Below are 18,795 nucleotides of genomic sequence, written 5' to 3'. Positions count from 1 at the left end.
GGCTCCCCTTAAACCTTACGAAAAACCTTTTATTTTCGCCACCCTTAGGCGAGACGGTGAGGCGATGCTCGAATTCAGGAAGAGAATCAACGTGTCAGATGATATATTCGTTGTTAGAAACCTCATAGGGGCAATCCTGCAGGGAGTTGGCCTTGCCTACCTCGTTCCCGTGCTCCTCGTGTGGTTTTACCCAGACCAAATTAAATACGTCCCGTATTTTGCCCTTCCCGGAATGGCATGCATTCTCCTCGGCGCTTGGTGGAGCAGACACTCGGATAAAGTTGAGGACGTCAACCTGAGGCAGGCCATGGTCGCGGCCGCGTTTACCTGGCTGTTTGCGTCCCTTGTGAGCGTTGTCCCGTTCATGGGAATAGCGGACATGAGCTTCGTGGATTCCTATTTCGAGAGCATGAGCGCGTGGACTGGAACGGGCCTCACAATGATGAGCAACCTGTCGAGCTACCCCAAGGTTCTCCTGTTCTGGCGTGCGTGGATGCAGTGGCTCGGTGGCGTTGGAATCGTGCTCGTTGCCCTGACCATCCTTATCCGTCCCGGTGTCGCGGCGGCGAGGCTTTACCGGGCCGAGGCCAGGAGCGAGAGAATCCTTCCGAACCTCGTCAATACCTCAAAGGTCATCTTCGAGATATACCTCGTCCTCACGCTCGTGGGCACGTACCTCTACTACATCAACGGCATGAACCTTTTCGACGCCCTCACGCACTCAATGACCGGTCTTGGAACCGGTGGTATGAGCACCCACGACGAGAGCATAGGCTTCTTCCACAGCCCGGCAATCAACGCCGTCACGATTTTCCTGATGATTATGGGCGCCGTTAACTTCACGGTTCATTACAAACTCTTCAAGAACAAGTCCCTCAAGCCCTTTTTTGAAGATATTCAGGTTAGGTACATGTTTGTTTTTCTTATCCCCGCTGTCACGATAATAGGTTACAGCCTCTTTTCCATCGGGAAAGCCCTCGGAGAGGTTATCCAGGAGGCAGTGTTCCACGCGGTTTCAGCCATAAGCTGTACGGGGTTCCAGATAGCGAGTCTCTCAAGTTATCCCGAGGTCGCGAAGTTCATACTTGCAATCCTGATGGTAATCGGTGGAGGTGCTGGAAGTACGGCGGGCGGAATAAAGCTCATCCGCGTCACCCTGATGTACGAAAGCCTGAAGTGGACGATAGAGAGCGCAATCCTGCCGAGGGGTGCAGTCATTAAGAGAAAGGTCGGCAACTACGTCTTCAGCGAGGAGGACATACAGGAGGTCATGAGTTTTACCATGACTTACCTTGCGTTCCTGCTCTTCGGTACTGTATACACAATGCTCCGCGTCAAAGCTAGCCTTACAGACGCGCTCTTTGAGGTAGCCTCAGCGCAGGGCAACGTGGGCCTTAGCATCGGGATAACGTCCCCAGCAATGCCCGCCGACCTCAAGGTGTTGTACATACTCCTCATGTGGATTGGCAGGCTGGAGATATTCTCAACCCTCGTCTTCATAATCAGCGTTGTCTTCCTGCTCCCGAGGGTGAAGAGAAAATGATTGAAGTGCGGGATGTTTCCTTCAAGTACGTCCACTCGGAGAGGTCCGCCCTCAGGGGTGTGAGCCTTACAATAAAAGACGGGGAGTTCATGGGAATCCTCGGGCCAAGCGGGAGCGGGAAGTCAACTCTCGCACTGACGCTGAACGGGATAATTCCAAACTCAATTCGGGGGCAGTTCTCGGGGGAGGTCATAGTCAGAGACCCCCGCACCGGGGAGACCTTCAAAACGACGGAGACTCCGGTCTCGAAGCTCTCAACTATCGTCGGCCTCGTCCTCCAGAACCCGGAAAGCCAGCTGTTCAACATGACGGTCGAAGACGAGGTCGCGTTTGCGCTCGAAAACCTCGGCCTGTCGCGGGAGGAGATAGCGGGGAGGGTGGAGTGGGCCCTAAAAGTCGTCGGCCTCAGCGGCCTTGAAGAAGAGTTCCCTCCGAACCTCAGCGGCGGCGAGAAGCAGAGGCTGGCCATAGCGTCGGTAATAGCGATGAAGCCGAGCCATCTCGTTCTCGATGAGCCGACGTCCCAGCTTGACCCGGAGGGGAAAAAGGAAGTCCTGAAGGTCATAGAAGACCTCCACAAAGCCGGGACAACGGTCATTATGGTGGAGCACGACTCCCGCTTCCTGTTCAGAAAGGCGGACAGGCTGGTGGTTCTGGACAGGGGCCAGGTTATTCTTCAGGGAACCCCAAGAGAAATCGCGGAGAAGGTGGAAGAGCTAATCGAGATTGGCGTCAAGGTGCCTCACTCCCTCCTCCTGTCAAGGGCCCTTGGTCTTCCGCCCCTCCTGTCTCCTCGGGAGTTTTCCTCTTCAACAGTTCGAAGAGGCTGAGGGAATCGCCCTGTATCTCGTGCTTCAGGTCGTAAAGCTTCAGCATGAGCTCAAACCTTGCCTCAGGGTCTTCTATCTTTTCCGCCAGCTTTATGGCCCACTCAACGAACTGGAGTGCCTTCCCCCTGTCCCTCTCCATTTCAGACTGGGCCAGATGAAAGAGCGCAACGGCGCGGTGGAAGTTGCTCGTTATGTGGCCCACCACTGCGAGGGCCTTCTCTACCTCGCCCCTTTCGTATAGAACCTCTGCGAGGTGAACAAGAACAACGTCGAGCTTTTCTTTGTCCTTAACGAACTTCATGGCGTAGGCGGCCTTATGGAGCAGGCCAGAGTTAATCAGGTTCATTATTACGTCCCTCAGCACGTCCGGGTGATCCAGGGCCAGGTTTATCGCGGTCTTGAGGGCAAAATCCCCCTCCAGTTCGGCCCCGAGAGTATAAAACCCCACCGCAAGCTCACCAAGGAGTAACGCACGGTAGCGCTCGTTTTTTATGCCATTAATATGGGGAACTAACATCTTGAGGAGGGGAAGCAAGCGAACCTCCCCTCCCTCCGACTCCTTCATCCTGAGAATTTTCCGGAGAGTCATCCTAACCGCTATGACGATGTTCTGCTCTTTCTCAAGTCCCTCTATGAGGGCTATGGCCCCTGGAACGTCGTCCACCAGCAGTCTGTTCTCTATCTCAGTGAGTATTTCCGTCTCCGGCCTCTTTCCCCGGAGGGTTCCAAACAGCTCGTCTAGCTTCCCCATCTCAGCCCTCCTTCTCCAGCAGCAGTTCGAGGTAAGAGCGCCTCTCGAAGCGCGTGACTCCAAGCTCAAGAAGGAGCCTCTTCAATCTTTCAACGAGCTCAGGGACTTTATCCCTGTCCTCCGTAACGGCCTCCGCCTCGATGAACTTGCCGAGGCCCTCAACCTCGTCGAGCGTTATCGTTATGCCCTTCTCGACGTAGTACTTCTCACGGACTTTCTCGACTGTAAGGACTTCTCTAAAGCCGAGGGCCTCAAGGATGCGGGTGTGTTCGTCGGGGTCGTTTATTGGAACCTCTATCTCTTCCCTTGTCTTGGAGGTGGAGTCCAGCTTCGGCCCTTTGTAGGTCAAAAAAGCCTCAAAATGGCCGTCAAAGCGCCGTATCCTTATCCGGAGGGCCTCGTCGGTCTCCGCGAAGTCCCTGCAGGGGTGCTGGTAATAGGTGTCCTCGTGGTGCTCTTTCCTCATCAGCTCGAACTCTTCACGAACCCTCTCAAAGATGGAGTCGTCCGCGTAGCCCTTAACTTCCACTTCAATCATGGAAACACCCCCAGTTTCCGCAGGTTTGCTTCAAGCTTTTCTTCACAGACGGGGCAGTAGAGGGGCCCTTTTACGTCCGTGTCATAGAGTGAGTTTGAGAAATGCATAACGCACCTCGGGTTTGGACAGTGTCTCAGCCCGAATACGTGCCCCAGCTCGTGCATGGCCTCTTTGATTGCCCTCTCTATGAGCAGTTCATCGTCAGGCTCAAGGCCGTAGAACTCGTTTCTCAGCCGGTGAACGGAAACAACTGCACTCTTCAGGGAGGGGTTTGCAAGGCCGAATATGAAGTTCAGCCCCTCCTCGTAGAGGTCAAGCTCGGTAATGCCCAGAACGGCAGTAGCGTTAAGCCTCTCCTTCAGGGCGGAGAGCGTCGGCAGGAAGACCCTCCCAAGGTACTGGCCCCTTAAAGGGTTGAAAGCTACCGAGAATGGCTCAGTTGGGATTTCCCCCGAAAACTCAACACTAATCCCAAAGCGGGAGTGGTAGTCGTTGAGGAACCCAACAACCCCCTCAATGAGCGACCTCTTAAGAGTCCCAATTGAAACAACCGCAATCATCGGGTCACCAAATATAGGAGGAAAGAAAAGCCAATAAACCTTTCCCCTCACGGAGTGAGATCGCTCACGGAGTGAGGTTCATCGGCCTGAGCTCCTCAAGGAAGTGCTTGGCGAACTTTATCGTGAGGTCGATGTCCCTCAGGTCAGCGGTCTCGACCTGGCTGTGCATGTAGCGTATCGGTATGCTGAGGACGGCGGTGGCAACGCCCTCGCGGTTGATCTGCATTATGTTGGCGTCGGTTCCCGTCGGCCTCGGGCTGGCCTCGACCTGGAGCGGTACCTCGTACTTCTTCGCGACCTCGTCGGCGAAGGCGCGAACCTTGGGGTTGATGTTCGGGCCGACGTCCATGACCGGGCCGCCGCCGAGCTTGGGCACGATCTTGCCCTTGTCGCCGACCTGCTTGGCGAAGGTGACGTCCATGGCTATGCCTATCTCCGGGTCGATGGCGTAGCTCGCCACGCGGGCACCCCTGAGGCCGACCTCCTCCTGAACGCTCGCGACGAAGTATATGTCGGCCTCGTGGTTCTCAAGGGCCTTGGCAGCCTCTATCATGGCGTAGAGGCAGACCCTATCGTCGAGGTAGGGCGTGGCAATCCTGTTCTCGTTGAGCTGAATGAAGGCCGGGGCGAACTCGCCGACGGTTCCAACGCGGAAGCCCATCTCCTCGGCTTCCTCCCTACTGTCAGCACCGACGTCAACAACTATTGTGTCCCAGTCCGCTGCTTTTTTCCTGTCCTCCGGCTTCTGGAGGTGCGGCGGTATGTGGCCGACGACTCCGTAGTGCTCGCCCTTCTCGGTGAAGAAGCGAATCCTCTGGGCGACCAGAGTCCTCGGGTCAACGCCTCCAACCGGAACGACGTGGAGGTAGCCCTCCTTGTCGATGTGGTTGACCATGACGCCTATCTTGTCCATGTGGGCCGCGATCATAATCCTCGGCCCGCTGCCCTTCTTGTGGGCTATGACGTTTCCGAGCTTGTCGACGTATATCTCGTCCACGTGGTCTTTCAGCTCCTCAATGACGACGTCCCTTATTCCAAGGAACTCATAGCCGGAAACTCCCGGGGCCTCGACAACCTTCTTGAGCAGTTCGAGGTTCACCATGGCTTTCGCCTCCTTTAGATAGTCATCTAAATGTGTTCGGCTGGCTTAATAAGGTTTGCCTTTTGCTGGATTAAAAGGGAAAAACGATAAAAGAGGTAGTACACGACCGCTGACCTCCTCCCCGCCCTAAAGGGCGAGGCTTGAAAAAAGAAAAATGTCACCCGAGGACTGCCTGCAGGTAGGCTTCCTCCCCCGGCTCAAGGTCGAGCTCCCAGACGAGCTTTCCGTCCTCAAGCTTTGCCTCCCCCCTGGTCGCACGCACCTCGACCGCGCTTACTCGCCTTTCAACGCGGTAGTTCTTCAGCGGGTGAAGTCTTGGGGCGCGGACTTTGACGAAGTAGTAGCGGTCAAGCGTCTCTTCCTGGACTGTGGGGACTGCAAGCGCCAGGTAGGAGGTAGCCGCGAAGATAGCCCCCGCGAGAATCAGAATTACCCCCCGGTAGTTTGAGCCTTCCGGTTTCTCTTCGACCTCCGAGGGTGATGGAACTGTCGCATTCGACTGGAGGGGTGTGCTGGTGGAAGTCTCCGCAGGGGTGGTGTTTGAAGTCGTCGGGGTAGGCGGCTTCTGGACTGTCACCACAGCCTCTCCCGGGAGATAGCGGTCGCTCGTGGCCTTTATCACGATGCTCCCGTAGCCGGTCTTGCTCAGGTTCACCACTCCAACACCAGAGGAGTTGGTCACGGCGTAGTCCGTGCCGCTCGGACCCGACGCCATCAGGGTCACGTTCGAGACCGGAACACCCGTCGAGTCCACTACCTTGACGGCGAGGGCACCGTCAATGACTTCGGGAGTGACTATGAGCTTCTTAACATCCACGAAAGTCGTGACAATCTTTCCATCGAGGTTCAAAACGACAGTATAACGCCCCGGCGAAGAGACGGAGTAAGTTAAGGTGCCGTCGGGTCCGGTGGTGAACCTCAGCCCGTTTATCTCAACAGGGATGTCCGGGACACCTCCCGTGGCGTTGTAGACCCTGATGTGGATGGCCCCGTTCCAGAAGCCGACATCGTAGTAGAGGTTTCTCTGATAGACCTCGAAGGAGGCACTGGCCGACTTGTAGAGCCCGCTGAAGTTGGCCCACAGGAGAACCGTGTAGTTGCCTACGGGCAGGCTTTCCCAGGAGAGCTCCTTAACCCAGTTCGAACCCGGCTTAACAAACGTAACGGTGCTCTCATTTAAGAGGGGGACACCGCTCCTCAGAACAGCGTATCCTATTCTCCCAGTGAGTATAGTGTTCGAGCGGGAAGTGACCTCAAGGAGGGCAGTTATTCTGCGGCCGTAAATATACTTCTGGGCTGTTTTGATTGAAATGGAATAGTCAATTATCCTTTTTACGTCCACGACGAACTTCGACGTGGCGTAGGCCCTTCCACTCTTGGCGACCAGAGTCAGAAGGTAAAGCCCCGCGTCTGGATTCAAAACCTTGACAGTTATCGTGTCGTTCACGCTCTCCCTGGGCTCTATCGGGGTTCTTATCACCTTGACGCTGTACTGGAAGCCCTCGGCGGGGCCCGTGACGTAGACTGTGACGTTGCTTATTGTCTCGTTCCCGAGGTTAGTGATGGTGAACGGGACAACCACGGTGCTCCCTGGGAGGGTCGGGATGTTGTCGTTGAGGACTTCGACGCTCAGCAGAGATGACTCCTCCGACAAAGCGAGGGGCAGGGGGGTTACAAGCAACAGAACCATAAGTAATGCGAACAATTTAAGCTTCATCGGCAATCACCCCATCAAGGGTTTTCTGTCTCCCAACGAGCTCTTCAAGGGTGTGGAACGGGTCGCCGGCGTCCACCCTGTAGTTCTTACCGCTCTTTCTGAGCTCGTGGGGGAAGTAGAAGTGCCACCCAACGTTCACGAACTTGACCGCCAGGACGGGTTTCCCCCCAAAGCGTTCGGCGAAGGAAACGAGCTTTTCTATATCTTCAGAGGGTATGTAAACCCTCTCCGAGCGGGTGCTCTTGACCTCGATGCACAGGTAGCGTTTCCCGTTGCCCGCTACCAGGTCAACCCTGTGACTGCCCGCCGAACGGAGGACAGCGAAGCCGGCCCTTTCAAGGAGGCGGATGAGCTCCCGCTCGGCACTGGCACCTCTCCTGTACCTCATAGTTCTCTCCCCCGCTAAGTTGTCCGGTTATCTTTATAAGTTCTCCCCGGGACTATTCCCCGGTGATGGGAAATGGCGATTTACGAGTTCAACGGGAAGAAGCCTAAGGTTCACCCGACCGCTTTTGTTGATGAGAGCGCCTCCGTCATAGGCGATGTCGTCCTTGAGGAGAAGACCAGCGTCTGGCCTTCGGCCGTTCTCAGGGGAGACATCGAGCAGATTTACGTTGGCCCCTACTCCAACGTCCAGGACAACGTGAGCATACACACCTCCCACAACCAGCCCACGATAATCGGCAAGTACGTCACGATAGGCCACAACGCCGTCGTCCACGGCGCCGAGATAGGGGACTACACCATCATAGGCATGGGTGCCATAATCCTCGACGGGGCCAAGATTGGAAAGCACGTCATCATAGGTGCCGGTGCCCTCGTTCCGCCCGGCAAGGAGATACCGGACTACAGCCTCGTCGTTGGTGTCCCTGGCAAGGTCGTCAGGCAGCTCAGCGAGGAGGAAATCGAGTGGACGAAGAAGAACGCCGAGATATACGTGGAGCTCGCCGAGAAGCACCTCAAGTCAAGAAAGAGGCTTGAGTGAGGAAAATGATTTACAGGGTTCTTTCCCACGTCCCACATATTTTATTCAAGCCCGCATACGACCTTTACGAACGCTACCTGCTCGAGAGGGTTAAATTGGGGAACATACCCAAGCACGTTGCAATAATCATGGACGGAAACAGACGGTGGGCGCGGAAGCTGGAGAAGCCCCCGTGGTACGGCCACTTCTTTGGCTCCAAGAAGCTTGAGGAAATCCTCGAATGGTGCAGGGAGCTTGGAATAAGGACGCTGACGGTCTATGCATTCTCAACCGAGAACTTCAAGAGGACGCCCGAGGAAGTAAACGCCCTCATGAACCTCTTCGAGGAGAAGTTCAATGAGCTCGTGAAGGACGAAAGGGTTCACAGGTACGGCATAAGGGTCAACGTCCTTGGGAGAAAGGAAATGCTGCCGGAAAACGTCAGGAAGGCCGCTGAGGAAGCCGAGCGCGTGACGAGGAAGTACTCAAACTACACCCTCAACATAGCGCTAGCCTACGGGGGCAGGAGCGAGATAGTCGATGCCGCCAAGGAGATAGTGAATGATGCCCTCGCCGGAAAGCTGAGGCCGGAAGACATAGACGAGGAGCTGATAAAGCGCTACCTCTACTACCCGAATATGCCCGATCCGGACATCGTGATAAGAACCGGCGGCGAGGTCAGGATAAGCAACTTCCTGCTCTATCAGATAGCCTACAGCGAGCTTTTCTTCGTTGATGTGTACTTCCCGGAGTTCAGGAAGATAGACTTCCTGAGAATAATCCGCGAGTTCCAGAAGAGGCAGAGGCGCTTTGGCCGGTAGCTTTGTGGTTTTTAAGCTTTTTCGCTAAAGCTTATTAACGTTTGAGAGAACCTTCTCAGGTGGTGAGGATGTACAGTGAGCTGAGTCCCGGCGTTAAGAAGGTGTACGCACAGGTTCGCTACCTCGACGACTACCACTGGGAAATCGAGGGGAGCACTATAGTTGGAACCCACAAGAAGAGCAACGTCAAGGTCTTCATAGACGTGGCCAAGGACAAGAGCGAGGCGGAGTCTCTTGCCGGGAGGGACGTTGATGGAATCCACATCGTGGCAATTCCCGACAAGGGAGTCTTTTACATAAGGAACGGCACTTTCATACTCACGTACCGCTACCTCAAGGCCACCCTCGCGGATATAAACGACCACATAGTCTGGGCCGGCTTTAAGGTAGTTGAAGACGGCGGGAAGCTCGTCCAGGAGGACATCTACGAGTACCTCGGCGGCATGCTGATAGACCACATAAAGGCCAACGTCCTAGCTGGCCAGGACTACATCCTCTGGCAGTTCTACAAGTGCGAGAAGTGCGGCAAGTACGTGGACATCGAGAACCTTGAGAACCACCTCAAAGGCCACGGAATAAAGCTCCACGAGAAGAGCGAGGAGCGCTACGAGATATTCGAGATAAACTTCAGGGACGGCAAGGTCTACGATAAGTCCGGCAAAGAAGTCGAGCTCGACAAGTTCAGCGAAGAGGCGAGGGAATTCATAAAAGAGGTTCTTTCAGGAGTACCTGCGGGAGGGCAATGAATGAAGACCCTCTTGGATGTTTTTCCCCTTTCCGAGATGAAGGGTTCCACGGTTACCGTTATCTACGACGCCTATTCATCCGCCTGGCAGATTCTCTTCCTGTTCATAAGAAAAGCAATTGAGCGCGGTTACTTTACGGTAATATCAAATTATAGTGTCCCTCTTCGGAGTTTGCTCCATAGGTGTAATAGTGTGGGGCTTGATGCCGGGAGTGCCATTGAGAGCTCGAAGATGGCCATAATAGACGTCTTTGGCTCTCGGTACTCTCCTCTTAGGATGGAGATGGAAAACGTCTTCTACCTCGACAAGGTTGAGGCCGAGACCATAAACCCCAAGATTGACAGGATATACTGTGGGCCCCTCAGGGACAAACTTAAATCCGAAAAGGCCGTGAGAATGATTTACACCCTCGATGGGGCCTCACTCATGCTCGGTGAGGAGCAGACACTGAAACTGCTCAACCAGACGATAGCAACCAAAAGCATTAACTTTCCAGAGTCGATACTCCTCATGCCCCTCAATGCAGACATTGTTTCGAGACGTTTCGTCGCGTGGGTATCCAACGTCAGCGACTACGTCCTCCTCGCCAAGTCCTGGATTCGTGAAGACCACGTTAAGGAACTCCTTTACTTCATAAAAGCCCCCTACGCGGACTTTGAACCCGTTGTTTACTCCCTTAAGGTTAGCAGGGGAAGAGAAAAGATAATGCTGAAAAAGCTTTCAGCCCCTGAACTTGGGCCTCCTGCTGAGTAGCAGGGGCAGGGGCCTCGGCCTGTACGGGAAGCCCTCGACCTGGCTCCTTATCTCCCTGATGAGGTCTTCGAGCTGCATCTCGACCTGCTTGCCGTCGCTCCTCCTCCTGACGGTGACTGTGTTCTGCTCCTTCTCGTTCTTGCCGACGACGATGATGTAGGGAACCCACTCCTTCTCGGCCTTCCTTATCTTCTTGTTGAGCCTGTCGTTGGTGTCGTCAACGTCCACCCTTATTTTCGCGCCCTCGAGCTTGCCTGCCACGTAGAGCGCGTAGTCCATGACCTCCTCGCTGACCGGAATCACTCTAACCTGTATCGGGCTGAGCCAGAGCGGGAACATAGGCTTCTTGCCCTGGGCCTGCAGTTTCGCCTGCTTCTCAAGGATTGCGTACATAACGCGCTCGATTGCTCCGCTCGGCGAGCAGTGGAGTATGAGCGGGTAGCGCTCCTTGCCCTCCTCGTCGTAGTAGGTTATACCGAACCTTTCGGCGTTCTCGACGTCAATCTGGACGGTACTTAGAGCGGCCGCCTTGTCGAGGTTGTCAACGAAGTTGAACTCGAACTTGAGTATGAAGTAGAAGAACCTCTGGTCCCACATCTCGATGAGGACGGGCTTGCCGATTATCTTAGCCAGCTCGACGATGAAGTCCTTATTCTCCTCCCAGAAGTCGCGGGTGAACCTTATCGCCACCTCGTAGTCGTCAGGAGTGAGACCGACTCCCCTGAGAACCTCCATGCTGAGCTTGTACTGCTTCTTGAACTCGTCCATCGCCTGCTTGAGGTCCTTGGCGACGGTGTGCATATCGGGCATCGTGAAGGCCCTCAGCCTTCTCAAACCTGAAAGCTCACCGCTCTTCTCGCGCCTGAATGAGTAGCGGGTGAGCTCGTACATCCTGAGCGGGAGGTTGCGGTAGCTGATTATCGCGTCCTTCTTTATGAGGAACTGTCCAAAGCATGCCGCGAAGCGCAGGAAGAACTTCTTGTCACCGCTCTTGACGATGTACTGCCTCGCGGGGAACCTGTTCAGGTACTTCTCAAGGGCCGGGTGCTCGAAGTCGTACATAATCGGGGTCTCGACTTCCATCGCTCCGTACTCGACGACCTTCTCGGTGACGTACTGCTCAAGGAGGCCCTTTATCAGCCTGCCCTTTGGATAATACCTGAGGTTTCCGCCGTCGCTTCCCGGCTCGTAGTCAACGAGTTCGTGCTCCAGCATGAGCCTGACGTGAGGCGGTTCCCTGTCGGCAATCCTGTTCTTGGCTATCTCGTAGTTGACGAACTTTTTCAGGTTCTCGTGGCCGGTGAAGTCGAACTTATCAACCTCTATGAGCTCTCCCTCGGGGGTGAGGATGTACCAGTAGCTGACTAACTCTTTCTCCTCCTTCTCGAGGGCTATGTTGCGCTCCTCCTTACTGACTCCTTCCTCCGGGACTATCGTCCTGCTGAGCTCGGCCAGCGGGTGCCCCTTACAGCTCAGCTTGAAGGCCTTGTAGTAGCCGAAGGGAGCGCGCTTGACCTCGTAGCCCTTCTCCTTGAGCTTCTCTTCTATCTTTTTGAGCACTTCGAGGGCAACGTCAGGTTTCGCCAGTTCACTGCTGAGGTGGGCGAATGGGTAAACGAATATCCTCTCGGCCTTGACCTGCTTCGCGACGTCCTCTATCTCGGCTATAGCCTTCTCGACGACCTCTTCGGGGTTTGTCTCGTCAACCTTCTCGACGCTTACGAAAACCGCCAGAACTTCGTCAAGCCTGCCCTTCCTCTGCTCGTCGCTTATCGGCTCGGGGTTTTTCAGGGCCTTATCCCTGACCTCGTACTCGAGGTAGTCGGCGTGTATCAGAAGCATTCTCATTCCTACCACCACCCTTCCATCGTTTCGAATTACTAAAACTTTTTCCTTCGGCCTATAAACGTTGGGGAACGCTTAAAAAGAAGGCGTAGGAAAATCTTCGGAGGTGAGGGGATGGAGGATAGGAAGGTCAAAAACGGCGACTTGGTGCTTCCTGGAGATTACCTCGGTGTCATAGAGGAGTTCATGCCCGGCGAGGGTGTTAGAGAAGAGAACGGCGAGCTCTACGCCACGAGGGCTGGCAGAGTCAGGATTAACCCGGAGAAAATGGAGATAAGCGTCGAGCCAGTAACCGACACGCCACCACTTCCACAGGTCGGGGACATAGTCCTCGCGAGGGTCATAGAGGTCAAGCCACAGGCAGTAATCGTCCAGCTCCTCCAGATAGAGGGCAGAGAAAACGACAGGGAGATAGCGACTTCAAAACTGGCCGGAATCCATATCTCGCAGGTTAAAGATGGCTTCGTCGAGGACATAACCAAGGAGTTCAAGATTGGCGACGTCGTGAGGGCAAAGGTCATAGCCAACGAGAAGAGCCCGATACAGCTCACCACGCGCGGAAAGGACCTCGGCGTCGTTTACGCCCTCTGCTCCAAGTGCAGGACTCCATTGATAAGGCGCGGAGACAAGCTCATCTGCCCGCGCTGTGGAAACGTCGAGACGAGGAAGCTCTCCCCTTACTATAGAAAGATGAAGGTGTCGCTATGAGGGCCAAGAAGGTAATAACCATTCACGTCAAAAGCGATATCGAAAAGGAGGAGTTCATGAAGGAGCTCCAGAGGCTCCGCCTGCCGGCCTTCATCTACGTCCACGGCCGGCTTGACTCCATTAAGATAAACGTCCAGGGCACAAAGGACGAAATCAGGGAAGCGATAAGGAAGATACGCGAGATTCACCATAGGGTCAGGGCCAAGCTTTATCCCGACAGACGCGGGTTCTACCACCACATGGTAGACGACCTCCTCCGCGAAGCTGGGACGAGCGTATCAACTCCGGTAATCCTGAAGACCCTCGAACTGCTCGGTGAAACGGCAGAGCTGAAGGAGGGCGAGCTAATTACATCTATGCCCTGGGAGGAGGCAGTCGAGCTCGTGAGGAAGCTCGGAGACGTCCTTTCAGAAATCGCACTCCAGACCACGAGGCAGATTAGGGAGGTAGTAATCCCTGTCAGCGTCGCGTTCGGCCTTGAACCCGAGGAAGTGCTGGACAAGCTGGTCGAGCTCGGCCTCGCCGAGTGGAAGGAGGATAAGTTTAAATACGAACTCATAAAGAACAAGGAGCAGGCCCTGGAAGAGCTGTTGAAAGCTTTAGAAGGTGATGCCGATGAAGATTGAGGTCATAAAGCGCGAAGAGAACACGCTTGAGTTCTATCTTGAGGGAGAAGACCACACCTTCGCCAACCTGCTCACCGAGGTGCTCCACGAGAACGAGCACGTCAAGTTCGCCGGCTACACCATCGAGCACCCGATACTTATGGCTAGAAAGCCCCGCTTCAGGGTCGTCACCGACGGCAAGGTCAAGCCGGAGGAAGTCCTTGAGGAGGCGGCGCAGAAGATATTCGACCGCGCAAGGACTGTCCTCGACGCATGGAAGAAGGCCCTCGAAGGGTGAAGCCCTTGGCCACATTTTCTTATTCAATGGACTTTACGGACAAGGGGCTGTCGAAGTTCGGCGACTCGCTCCTCAACTTCGTATTTTCCCTGGCCCTGAGCGAATACCTCGGCAGGCCGACCGGGGAAAGGGTTCCAAACGCTTCCCTCGCCCTTGCCCTCGAAATGTCAGGACTGAGAAAGCTGGCCCCACCCCGCAGCGACAAACATGCGCGGGGGGACGTTGCGGAGGCAATATTCGCCTACGCCTGGCTCGAAGGTGCAATAACGATTGAGGAAGCGGTCAAAATCATTCGCGAGAACCTGAGCGAGGACGTCACCCATTTTACAAGGAAGAAAGAAGTGATAGGGAAGGCCCTTGCCGAGGTCTTCAAAGTAGTTGGCGAGAGGCTGGGACTGCAAGGTAATTCCTTATAGCATTTCTCCAATTTTTAGGCCCAAATGAGGGGTATATAGAAAATCCATAAGAAGAAGTACTTGCTGTCCACAGACTTCTGTTCTATATCACCCCATGAGCTAGTTTTCGCCCTGTTTTGACATTGCAATCAAAATTATCAACCCAGTTAATATACTCCACAGTACTCCAAGCAGAATTGAGACTGCCCAATTGTGACTGATTGCTCATGCTGGAAGGACATATAGCGGAAAGCTAACTACAATGCCTATCATGGCTTTCTCCTTTGGAAGCAACACTTTCTTCCGGTGAAATGTAATGAACTCCACGATATATGCAGTAATTAAGAACTGTGGGATTAAATATTTTGCAAGATAAAACGCGCTCACTACCGAGATAAAAAACATGAAAAAGGCAGGAAGTACAAACTACTGGCATCCACGTCACCTTCCAGCTACTTTCATACCTCCAAAGCAAGCAATATTGCAACCACAGCTACAAATGTTGCGTAAACATTGAATACAAATCTGAATACCAGTCTATTGGCGTTGGGTATTGTAAATATAAACAGGCCAGAGCCAAGGCCAATAATCCCGGACAGGAAGACGCTTCGGGTGGCGGAGTATACTGCCACGAGTGGGACGACCTCAAACAGCAGAATAAGGCCCCCGAGAGCAAGAATACCCCCATAGGCTCCACTTCTTTTCCTGACCTTCGAGGAATGAATCTAGGCACCTTGTAAGTTCAAGGTAGGAATAGTAGCCAATACTGGTTAGGTAGAATATTAAAACTGGCGTTAACAGGCCCCAGAAGCTTTCATCAGACTCTAAAAGTACTTTTCCTGCGACGTATAAGGAGAGAAAGAATGTGAGCGATACTTTAAAACCCTTTGTAGCTTTTCCCGCATAAATAAATCTCCCATAAACACCGGAAAATGCAAAAATGAAAAGAATTATAGAGTTTTCATCGAGCATCAATAACGCCCTCCAATCCCTTCTTGCAATGCCCTTCTACGTATTCACGTGTCTTTCCTTCCTTCTGCTTTCGTCCCGTACACAGTAAATGACATGTGCAACACATAAAAGGGTCGCCACAACTCCAAAAATAGTCGTTGCGAAATCACCAATAACCCCTACTAAGCCCCATAGCGCCATCACCGTCAGACTTATGGAGACTTTCCCAGGCGGGTGGTGCAGGGACAGCAACCCCAACAAGTCCAGCAGAATTATAGTCGCTACCTTGAGAACAAAGGAGGGGGAACTCCCCCGTATCACCGTGTAGCCCACTGCACCGAGCCAAAGTATGGACATAATGACATGTTCATCAGAGAACCCCTCGCTTTCGCATTCTTGAGTCTTGATCAGTGAGTAAGGTATTCCAAAGGATAACATTCCGAATCCCAGGCCCAAGACAGGCATCTCAAAGGCCTTGCTGAGTGTTATCACCTCTAAAGCGAGCACTGAAAAAGCAAAGGAAAACTGAAGAACTCTCTTCCAATTGGGGTACGCCACGAGCCCCAAGATAGGAATGAAAAAGATGAAATAGAATGTGTGTATTTCCCTCACCCCCCCATTCCCTTCTTGGTGCAATCGTTCATGATATTCCATTCTTAATCTCCTCAAACATCAGGTATCCGCCAAACACTAGCATCACCACCGCGAATACCTCAACCCAGTTTGAAGTTAAAACTCCCTCAATAAGTGGGTTCATGCAGAAGAACCCGAGGAGGAGTATTCCAAAGTATTTTAGCCTTGAACTTGCATTGGGAACAACCGACCCCCTCCTTAGACCATAGTTGACCAGCAACACAAAGCCATAAAGAACGCTCAGGATTACAAAGAGGAGTACTGCCCCCTTTAATCCAATGACAAAAGCGCTGGTGAGTATCACGGCCAGGTTAGCCGGGAGAATTGCTTTAATAAAAGCTGGGAATCTTCTGCTCCTGTGTGCCACCATCCAGAGTATGAGCGTCCACACGTACAGCACCGAAAGACTCACGCTGGCGAGGATTAGTGCCACCTTAAGATCTGTGGAGGGGTACAAAAGAAAAAGAGAAACAATGTAAACGACTATGCCCATCCCTTTCATCTGCTATTCCCTCCGGATTCAATGCCTTTGGAGGTACTCTTACCCACCTTCCAGGGACAGCTCAGCTTGAACACTACAAGGAATAAAACCAGGGCCAGAAGGAGGAACTGCCACCTCGCGCTACCGGCAAAGAATGCAACCAGCAGGGCATTGTAGGTCACGGGAGCGATGAACGGGACGCAGGACATCCTCATTACCGAAGCATCAGAAGCGTCAACACTAACCTCCTTCGAATTCTCCAACCCACTATCAACATAAAGCTTAACAATAGCATCCCGAGTGTCCGAATAAGTACCGCCTATCTCAACGCTAAAGCTCACACCATCACCCTCCAGGGGATACTCAGGCTCCAAAGATACACCGACTATACTGGGGCTGCCACCAAAGGTGCAAGGTCAGTTGATAATTGTTGAAGATATCCTTTCACCTTTTTGATTTTCTGCAAGTTAAAGAGTACATTATCGCTAGAGTTGTGATTATGTCCACAGGAACGATGACCTTCCAAAAGAACTCGTTAGAGGATCGAGAGTTTAGGCCAAACAGAGGGATAGAGACCAACATAAAAATTGAGACAAATTGCCTAACCATTCCACGATTTCCTTTTAAAAAGTCGTACACAAGATCGAGACCAAGTCTCCAATAAATGCCCCCGTGGACTCGATCTGCAATCTTATCCAGAGTGACCCACACCAGATAGACAAGCAATATTCCAATCAAATCGCCAATGACTGTTAAAGCAATGTCTTGTAGATTGAAAAAGAGCATACCTGCAAAAATAAAAAAGAGAACCCCTGAGAGAGAGAATATATAAACAAATCTCTTGCATGCCATCTCTGTCACCCCTTTACGTGCGCTCCAGTATATAAGGTTTTAAGAATCCGTTCCAGATAAATGCCCAAGGATCAAAACCAAGTTTCAGGTTCAAACGAAGGCCAGATATTTTAAGTGAACCCACTGAAAAACTGATTGCGGTATTTGGATCGATGATCGCCATCCCCCCGCTGAGCAGGTAATCTGCAGCGACAGTGCTTGTATCCACTTTCACTTGCACTATCTCCTGAACTTCTCCCTCAAAGTGCTTCCACTCGCTTCCATCGTAGGTGTAGCCGAGAGTATACTGGTAGTTTATCGTTACATGCTCGCCATACTTGGAAACTACTTCAGTAGCATCAGAAACACTAATTGGAACCCATGACCCTATTTCAAGAGGAAGCGAAAATGTGACTGTTTTTGTCTCCTGCGGATTCAGAGAAAAAGCGCTCGGATTAATAGCCCACTCTCCTGTGCTTAAGCTACCCCCAGTCACATCTTCTAAATCCCCAAGTGAATAACCATGAAGTACAGCAACATCCTTCACATCAAGAGCACTCTCCAAGGGATTGTATAAATAAACCTTACAGACTAATGTGGCCCTATACGCCCTATCCCTAAAGTCAAAATACAAATCATCGCACTCAAACCCTACTTGTTTGATCTCTGTTCCGTTCATTGGCTTGACCTCCACCGTCACCTCGTCCCAGTGTTCTTCTCCGGCCCCGTTTGGTTCACCATCGGAGTTGTCGAGGAAGAGCTTAAAGTATATTTTCTCCTCGTAGCTCTTCTTTATTCCTTACGTTCTGTAAGATTTTAATTTCGTTCTGCAACCATAATGTAATTATTCCGTACACTACGACAATTGGGGTCCTGTAGAGTATTACGAATAAGATGGTTGGGAGATAAAGGATTAGTAGACATAGTGCCCTTAAGCTCTTACATGCATTCTTAAGGTAATACCAGAGGAAGAACCAGATTAAAATACCAAAAGCCCCATATCCTGGATGTTTAAAGAGCAATGTCGCTGAAAAACCAAGAAATGGAATGGAAGCCAAAGCACCACTGTTTTCAATATCCCTTCTAGTTGTTCCAATAATATATCTCCTGATACTAATCAGAGCAGTCCCAAGCCATAGCATCAAGGAAGCGACAAGTGGCCAAAGTGCTCCTACTGAGTTCGAGCGTAAAGCAATGTATCCAGACACCATAAGAATCGCAAGACAAGCTATAGCCCGCCGTGAAGATATGACAGCAAGTGACGCTATGACGACCCACAAAAAGATAGAAACAGCAAGAGAAATGTCCATTTCTCATCCCCCCACCACAGCATTATTGTCGTATTCTTGTGGGAATCCATTCACACTCCATTCAAATATCCATTGGATCTCTGAAGCGGCTTTTCCGAGCTTTGGAAGACTTGTTAATGCAAATGCAACCCAGCCCACAGGGTTACTACCCTCAACAACAAGCTGTGCTGTGGATATTATTTCCCCTGCGGTTGAACCATAGTCTATTGCCTTTTCTGTCCCACTTCTCGTGTCCTTGTAAATTATCGTTATCACATCTGAAACTGGATAATTCAGTTCACTAAACTTTGCCTCAATTGAATATGAGTGACCAGCAAACTTATCAATGTAAGTTCTGTAAACGGGTTTTCCAAAGTAGTAGTTTGCCAGCTCGTCGTTTAAAGCTATTGTCACTGTTAAATTCCCCCTAACTC

At 52.3% G+C, this 18,795-nt stretch carries 25 protein-coding genes; 10 read left to right on the top strand and 15 right to left on the bottom strand.

The window, feature by feature from the left end; translation table 11 throughout:
• Nucleotides 1-64: 64 nt before the first annotated feature.
• Together ACZ5ER_RS06715 and ACZ5ER_RS06710 are read left to right on the top strand one after the other, a co-directional pair.
• Nucleotides 65-1,543 carry a TrkH family potassium uptake protein gene (locus ACZ5ER_RS06715; RefSeq protein WP_464934076.1) on the top strand — a complete coding sequence of 493 codons (1,479 nt, stop codon included), beginning with the start codon at nt 65-67 and terminating at the stop codon, nt 1,541-1,543.
• Nucleotides 1,540-2,373 (top strand): energy-coupling factor ABC transporter ATP-binding protein, encoded by an 834-nt coding sequence (locus ACZ5ER_RS06710; RefSeq protein ID WP_081947220.1) that lies wholly within the window; start codon nt 1,540-1,542, stop codon nt 2,371-2,373. Before ACZ5ER_RS06715 ends, ACZ5ER_RS06710 begins: the two co-directional genes overlap by 4 nt.
• Here the strand turns inward: ACZ5ER_RS06710 and ACZ5ER_RS06705 are convergent.
• The 6 genes from ACZ5ER_RS06705 to hjc form a co-directional block, all read right to left on the bottom strand.
• Nucleotides 2,276-3,124, bottom strand: a complete 849-nt coding sequence (locus ACZ5ER_RS06705; RefSeq protein WP_050003152.1) for a hypothetical protein — start codon at nt 3,122-3,124, stop codon at nt 2,276-2,278. The two genes, ACZ5ER_RS06710 and ACZ5ER_RS06705, sit on opposite strands and share 98 nt — an antisense overlap.
• A gap of 1 nt (nt 3,125) precedes the next feature.
• On the bottom strand, nt 3,126-3,662 hold the full coding sequence (gene cyaB, locus ACZ5ER_RS06700) for a class IV adenylate cyclase (RefSeq protein ID WP_050003151.1): 537 nt from the start codon (nt 3,660-3,662) through the stop codon (nt 3,126-3,128).
• Nucleotides 3,659-4,222 (bottom strand): archaemetzincin family Zn-dependent metalloprotease, encoded by a 564-nt coding sequence (locus tag ACZ5ER_RS06695; RefSeq protein WP_050003150.1) that lies wholly within the window; start codon nt 4,220-4,222, stop codon nt 3,659-3,661. Before ACZ5ER_RS06695 ends, cyaB begins: the two co-directional genes overlap by 4 nt.
• Nucleotides 4,223-4,286: 64 nt before the next feature.
• Nucleotides 4,287-5,324 (bottom strand): lysyl aminopeptidase, encoded by a 1,038-nt coding sequence (locus ACZ5ER_RS06690; RefSeq protein WP_464934075.1) that lies wholly within the window; start codon nt 5,322-5,324, stop codon nt 4,287-4,289.
• Between the two features lie 157 nt (nt 5,325-5,481).
• On the bottom strand, nt 5,482-7,041 hold the full coding sequence (locus ACZ5ER_RS06685; RefSeq protein WP_464934074.1) for a COG1470 family protein: 1,560 nt from the start codon (nt 7,039-7,041) through the stop codon (nt 5,482-5,484).
• Nucleotides 7,031-7,429, bottom strand: a complete 399-nt coding sequence (gene hjc / locus ACZ5ER_RS06680; protein ID WP_050003147.1) for a Holliday junction resolvase Hjc — start codon at nt 7,427-7,429, stop codon at nt 7,031-7,033. Before hjc ends, ACZ5ER_RS06685 begins: the two co-directional genes overlap by 11 nt.
• A 72-nt stretch (nt 7,430-7,501) precedes the next feature.
• On the opposite strand from hjc, the gene ACZ5ER_RS06675 reads away from it, so the two are divergent.
• The 4 genes from ACZ5ER_RS06675 to ACZ5ER_RS06660 all read left to right on the top strand — a co-directional run bounded on the left by ACZ5ER_RS06675 (nt 7,502) and on the right by ACZ5ER_RS06660 (nt 10,325).
• On the top strand, nt 7,502-8,026 hold the full coding sequence (locus ACZ5ER_RS06675; RefSeq protein WP_050003146.1) for a gamma carbonic anhydrase family protein: 525 nt from the start codon (nt 7,502-7,504) through the stop codon (nt 8,024-8,026).
• Between the two features lie 5 nt (nt 8,027-8,031).
• On the top strand, nt 8,032-8,826 hold the full coding sequence (gene uppS / locus ACZ5ER_RS06670) for a polyprenyl diphosphate synthase (RefSeq protein WP_050003145.1): 795 nt from the start codon (nt 8,032-8,034) through the stop codon (nt 8,824-8,826).
• Between the two features lie 68 nt (nt 8,827-8,894).
• Complete coding sequence (locus ACZ5ER_RS06665; RefSeq protein ID WP_050003144.1) at nt 8,895-9,572, top strand: TBP-interacting protein; 678 nt, start codon at nt 8,895-8,897, stop codon at nt 9,570-9,572.
• Nucleotides 9,573-9,764: 192 nt separating this feature from the next.
• Nucleotides 9,765-10,325, top strand: coding sequence for a hypothetical protein (locus ACZ5ER_RS06660; RefSeq protein ID WP_227738678.1), 561 nt, complete (start codon nt 9,765-9,767; stop codon nt 10,323-10,325).
• On the opposite strand, the gene ACZ5ER_RS06655 is transcribed toward ACZ5ER_RS06660, so the two are convergent.
• Nucleotides 10,293-12,173, bottom strand: coding sequence for a threonine--tRNA ligase (locus ACZ5ER_RS06655; RefSeq protein WP_464935133.1), 1,881 nt, complete (start codon nt 12,171-12,173; stop codon nt 10,293-10,295). The genes ACZ5ER_RS06660 and ACZ5ER_RS06655 overlap by 33 nt on opposite strands.
• Nucleotides 12,174-12,284: 111 nt before the next feature.
• Between ACZ5ER_RS06655 and ACZ5ER_RS06650 the strand changes: the two genes are divergently transcribed.
• From ACZ5ER_RS06650 to ACZ5ER_RS06635, 4 genes are read left to right on the top strand one after another with little or no spacing between them, the layout of a single operon-like run.
• Nucleotides 12,285-12,878 (top strand): exosome complex RNA-binding protein Csl4, encoded by a 594-nt coding sequence (locus tag ACZ5ER_RS06650; protein ID WP_050003141.1) that lies wholly within the window; start codon nt 12,285-12,287, stop codon nt 12,876-12,878.
• Nucleotides 12,875-13,504, top strand: a complete 630-nt coding sequence (locus ACZ5ER_RS06645) for a DUF2067 family protein (RefSeq protein ID WP_050003140.1) — start codon at nt 12,875-12,877, stop codon at nt 13,502-13,504. Before ACZ5ER_RS06650 ends, ACZ5ER_RS06645 begins: the two co-directional genes overlap by 4 nt.
• Entirely contained in the window at nt 13,494-13,781 is a 288-nt protein-coding gene (locus ACZ5ER_RS06640; RefSeq protein WP_050003139.1) for a DNA-directed RNA polymerase subunit L, read from the top strand. The genes ACZ5ER_RS06645 and ACZ5ER_RS06640 overlap by 11 nt, the downstream gene beginning before the upstream one ends.
• A gap of 26 nt (nt 13,782-13,807) precedes the next feature.
• Nucleotides 13,808-14,197, top strand: coding sequence for a ribonuclease III family protein (locus tag ACZ5ER_RS06635; protein ID WP_464935132.1), 390 nt, complete (start codon nt 13,808-13,810; stop codon nt 14,195-14,197).
• A 624-nt stretch (nt 14,198-14,821) separates the two neighbouring features.
• Here the strand turns inward: ACZ5ER_RS06635 and ACZ5ER_RS06630 are convergent.
• From ACZ5ER_RS06630 to ACZ5ER_RS06595, 8 genes are all read right to left on the bottom strand, one after another.
• Entirely contained in the window at nt 14,822-15,148 is a 327-nt protein-coding gene (locus tag ACZ5ER_RS06630) for a hypothetical protein (protein ID WP_464934073.1), read from the bottom strand.
• Between the two features lie 36 nt (nt 15,149-15,184).
• A complete protein-coding gene (locus tag ACZ5ER_RS06625) occupies nt 15,185-15,739 on the bottom strand; it encodes a hypothetical protein (protein WP_464934072.1) in 555 nt (184 codons plus the stop codon).
• Nucleotides 15,740-15,767: 28 nt separating this feature from the next.
• Nucleotides 15,768-16,262 (bottom strand): hypothetical protein, encoded by a 495-nt coding sequence (locus ACZ5ER_RS06620; protein ID WP_464934071.1) that lies wholly within the window; start codon nt 16,260-16,262, stop codon nt 15,768-15,770.
• Nucleotides 16,259-16,615, bottom strand: a complete 357-nt coding sequence (locus ACZ5ER_RS06615) for a hypothetical protein (protein ID WP_464934070.1) — start codon at nt 16,613-16,615, stop codon at nt 16,259-16,261. The genes ACZ5ER_RS06620 and ACZ5ER_RS06615 overlap by 4 nt, the downstream gene beginning before the upstream one ends.
• A 70-nt stretch (nt 16,616-16,685) precedes the next feature.
• Nucleotides 16,686-17,102, bottom strand: a complete 417-nt coding sequence (locus ACZ5ER_RS06610) for a hypothetical protein (protein ID WP_464934069.1) — start codon at nt 17,100-17,102, stop codon at nt 16,686-16,688.
• Between the two features lie 4 nt (nt 17,103-17,106).
• Nucleotides 17,107-17,751, bottom strand: coding sequence for a hypothetical protein (locus ACZ5ER_RS06605; RefSeq protein ID WP_464934068.1), 645 nt, complete (start codon nt 17,749-17,751; stop codon nt 17,107-17,109).
• An 82-nt stretch (nt 17,752-17,833) separates the two neighbouring features.
• Nucleotides 17,834-18,382, bottom strand: coding sequence for a hypothetical protein (locus tag ACZ5ER_RS06600; protein WP_464934067.1), 549 nt, complete (start codon nt 18,380-18,382; stop codon nt 17,834-17,836).
• A 3-nt stretch (nt 18,383-18,385) separates the two neighbouring features.
• A complete protein-coding gene (locus ACZ5ER_RS06595) occupies nt 18,386-18,775 on the bottom strand; it encodes a hypothetical protein (protein ID WP_464934066.1) in 390 nt (129 codons plus the stop codon).
• Nucleotides 18,776-18,795: the final 20 nt, after the last annotated feature.

The sequence above is a fragment of the Thermococcus marinus genome (genome assembly GCF_055389025.1).
This window is presented reverse-complemented; position numbering and strand designations above follow the sequence as displayed.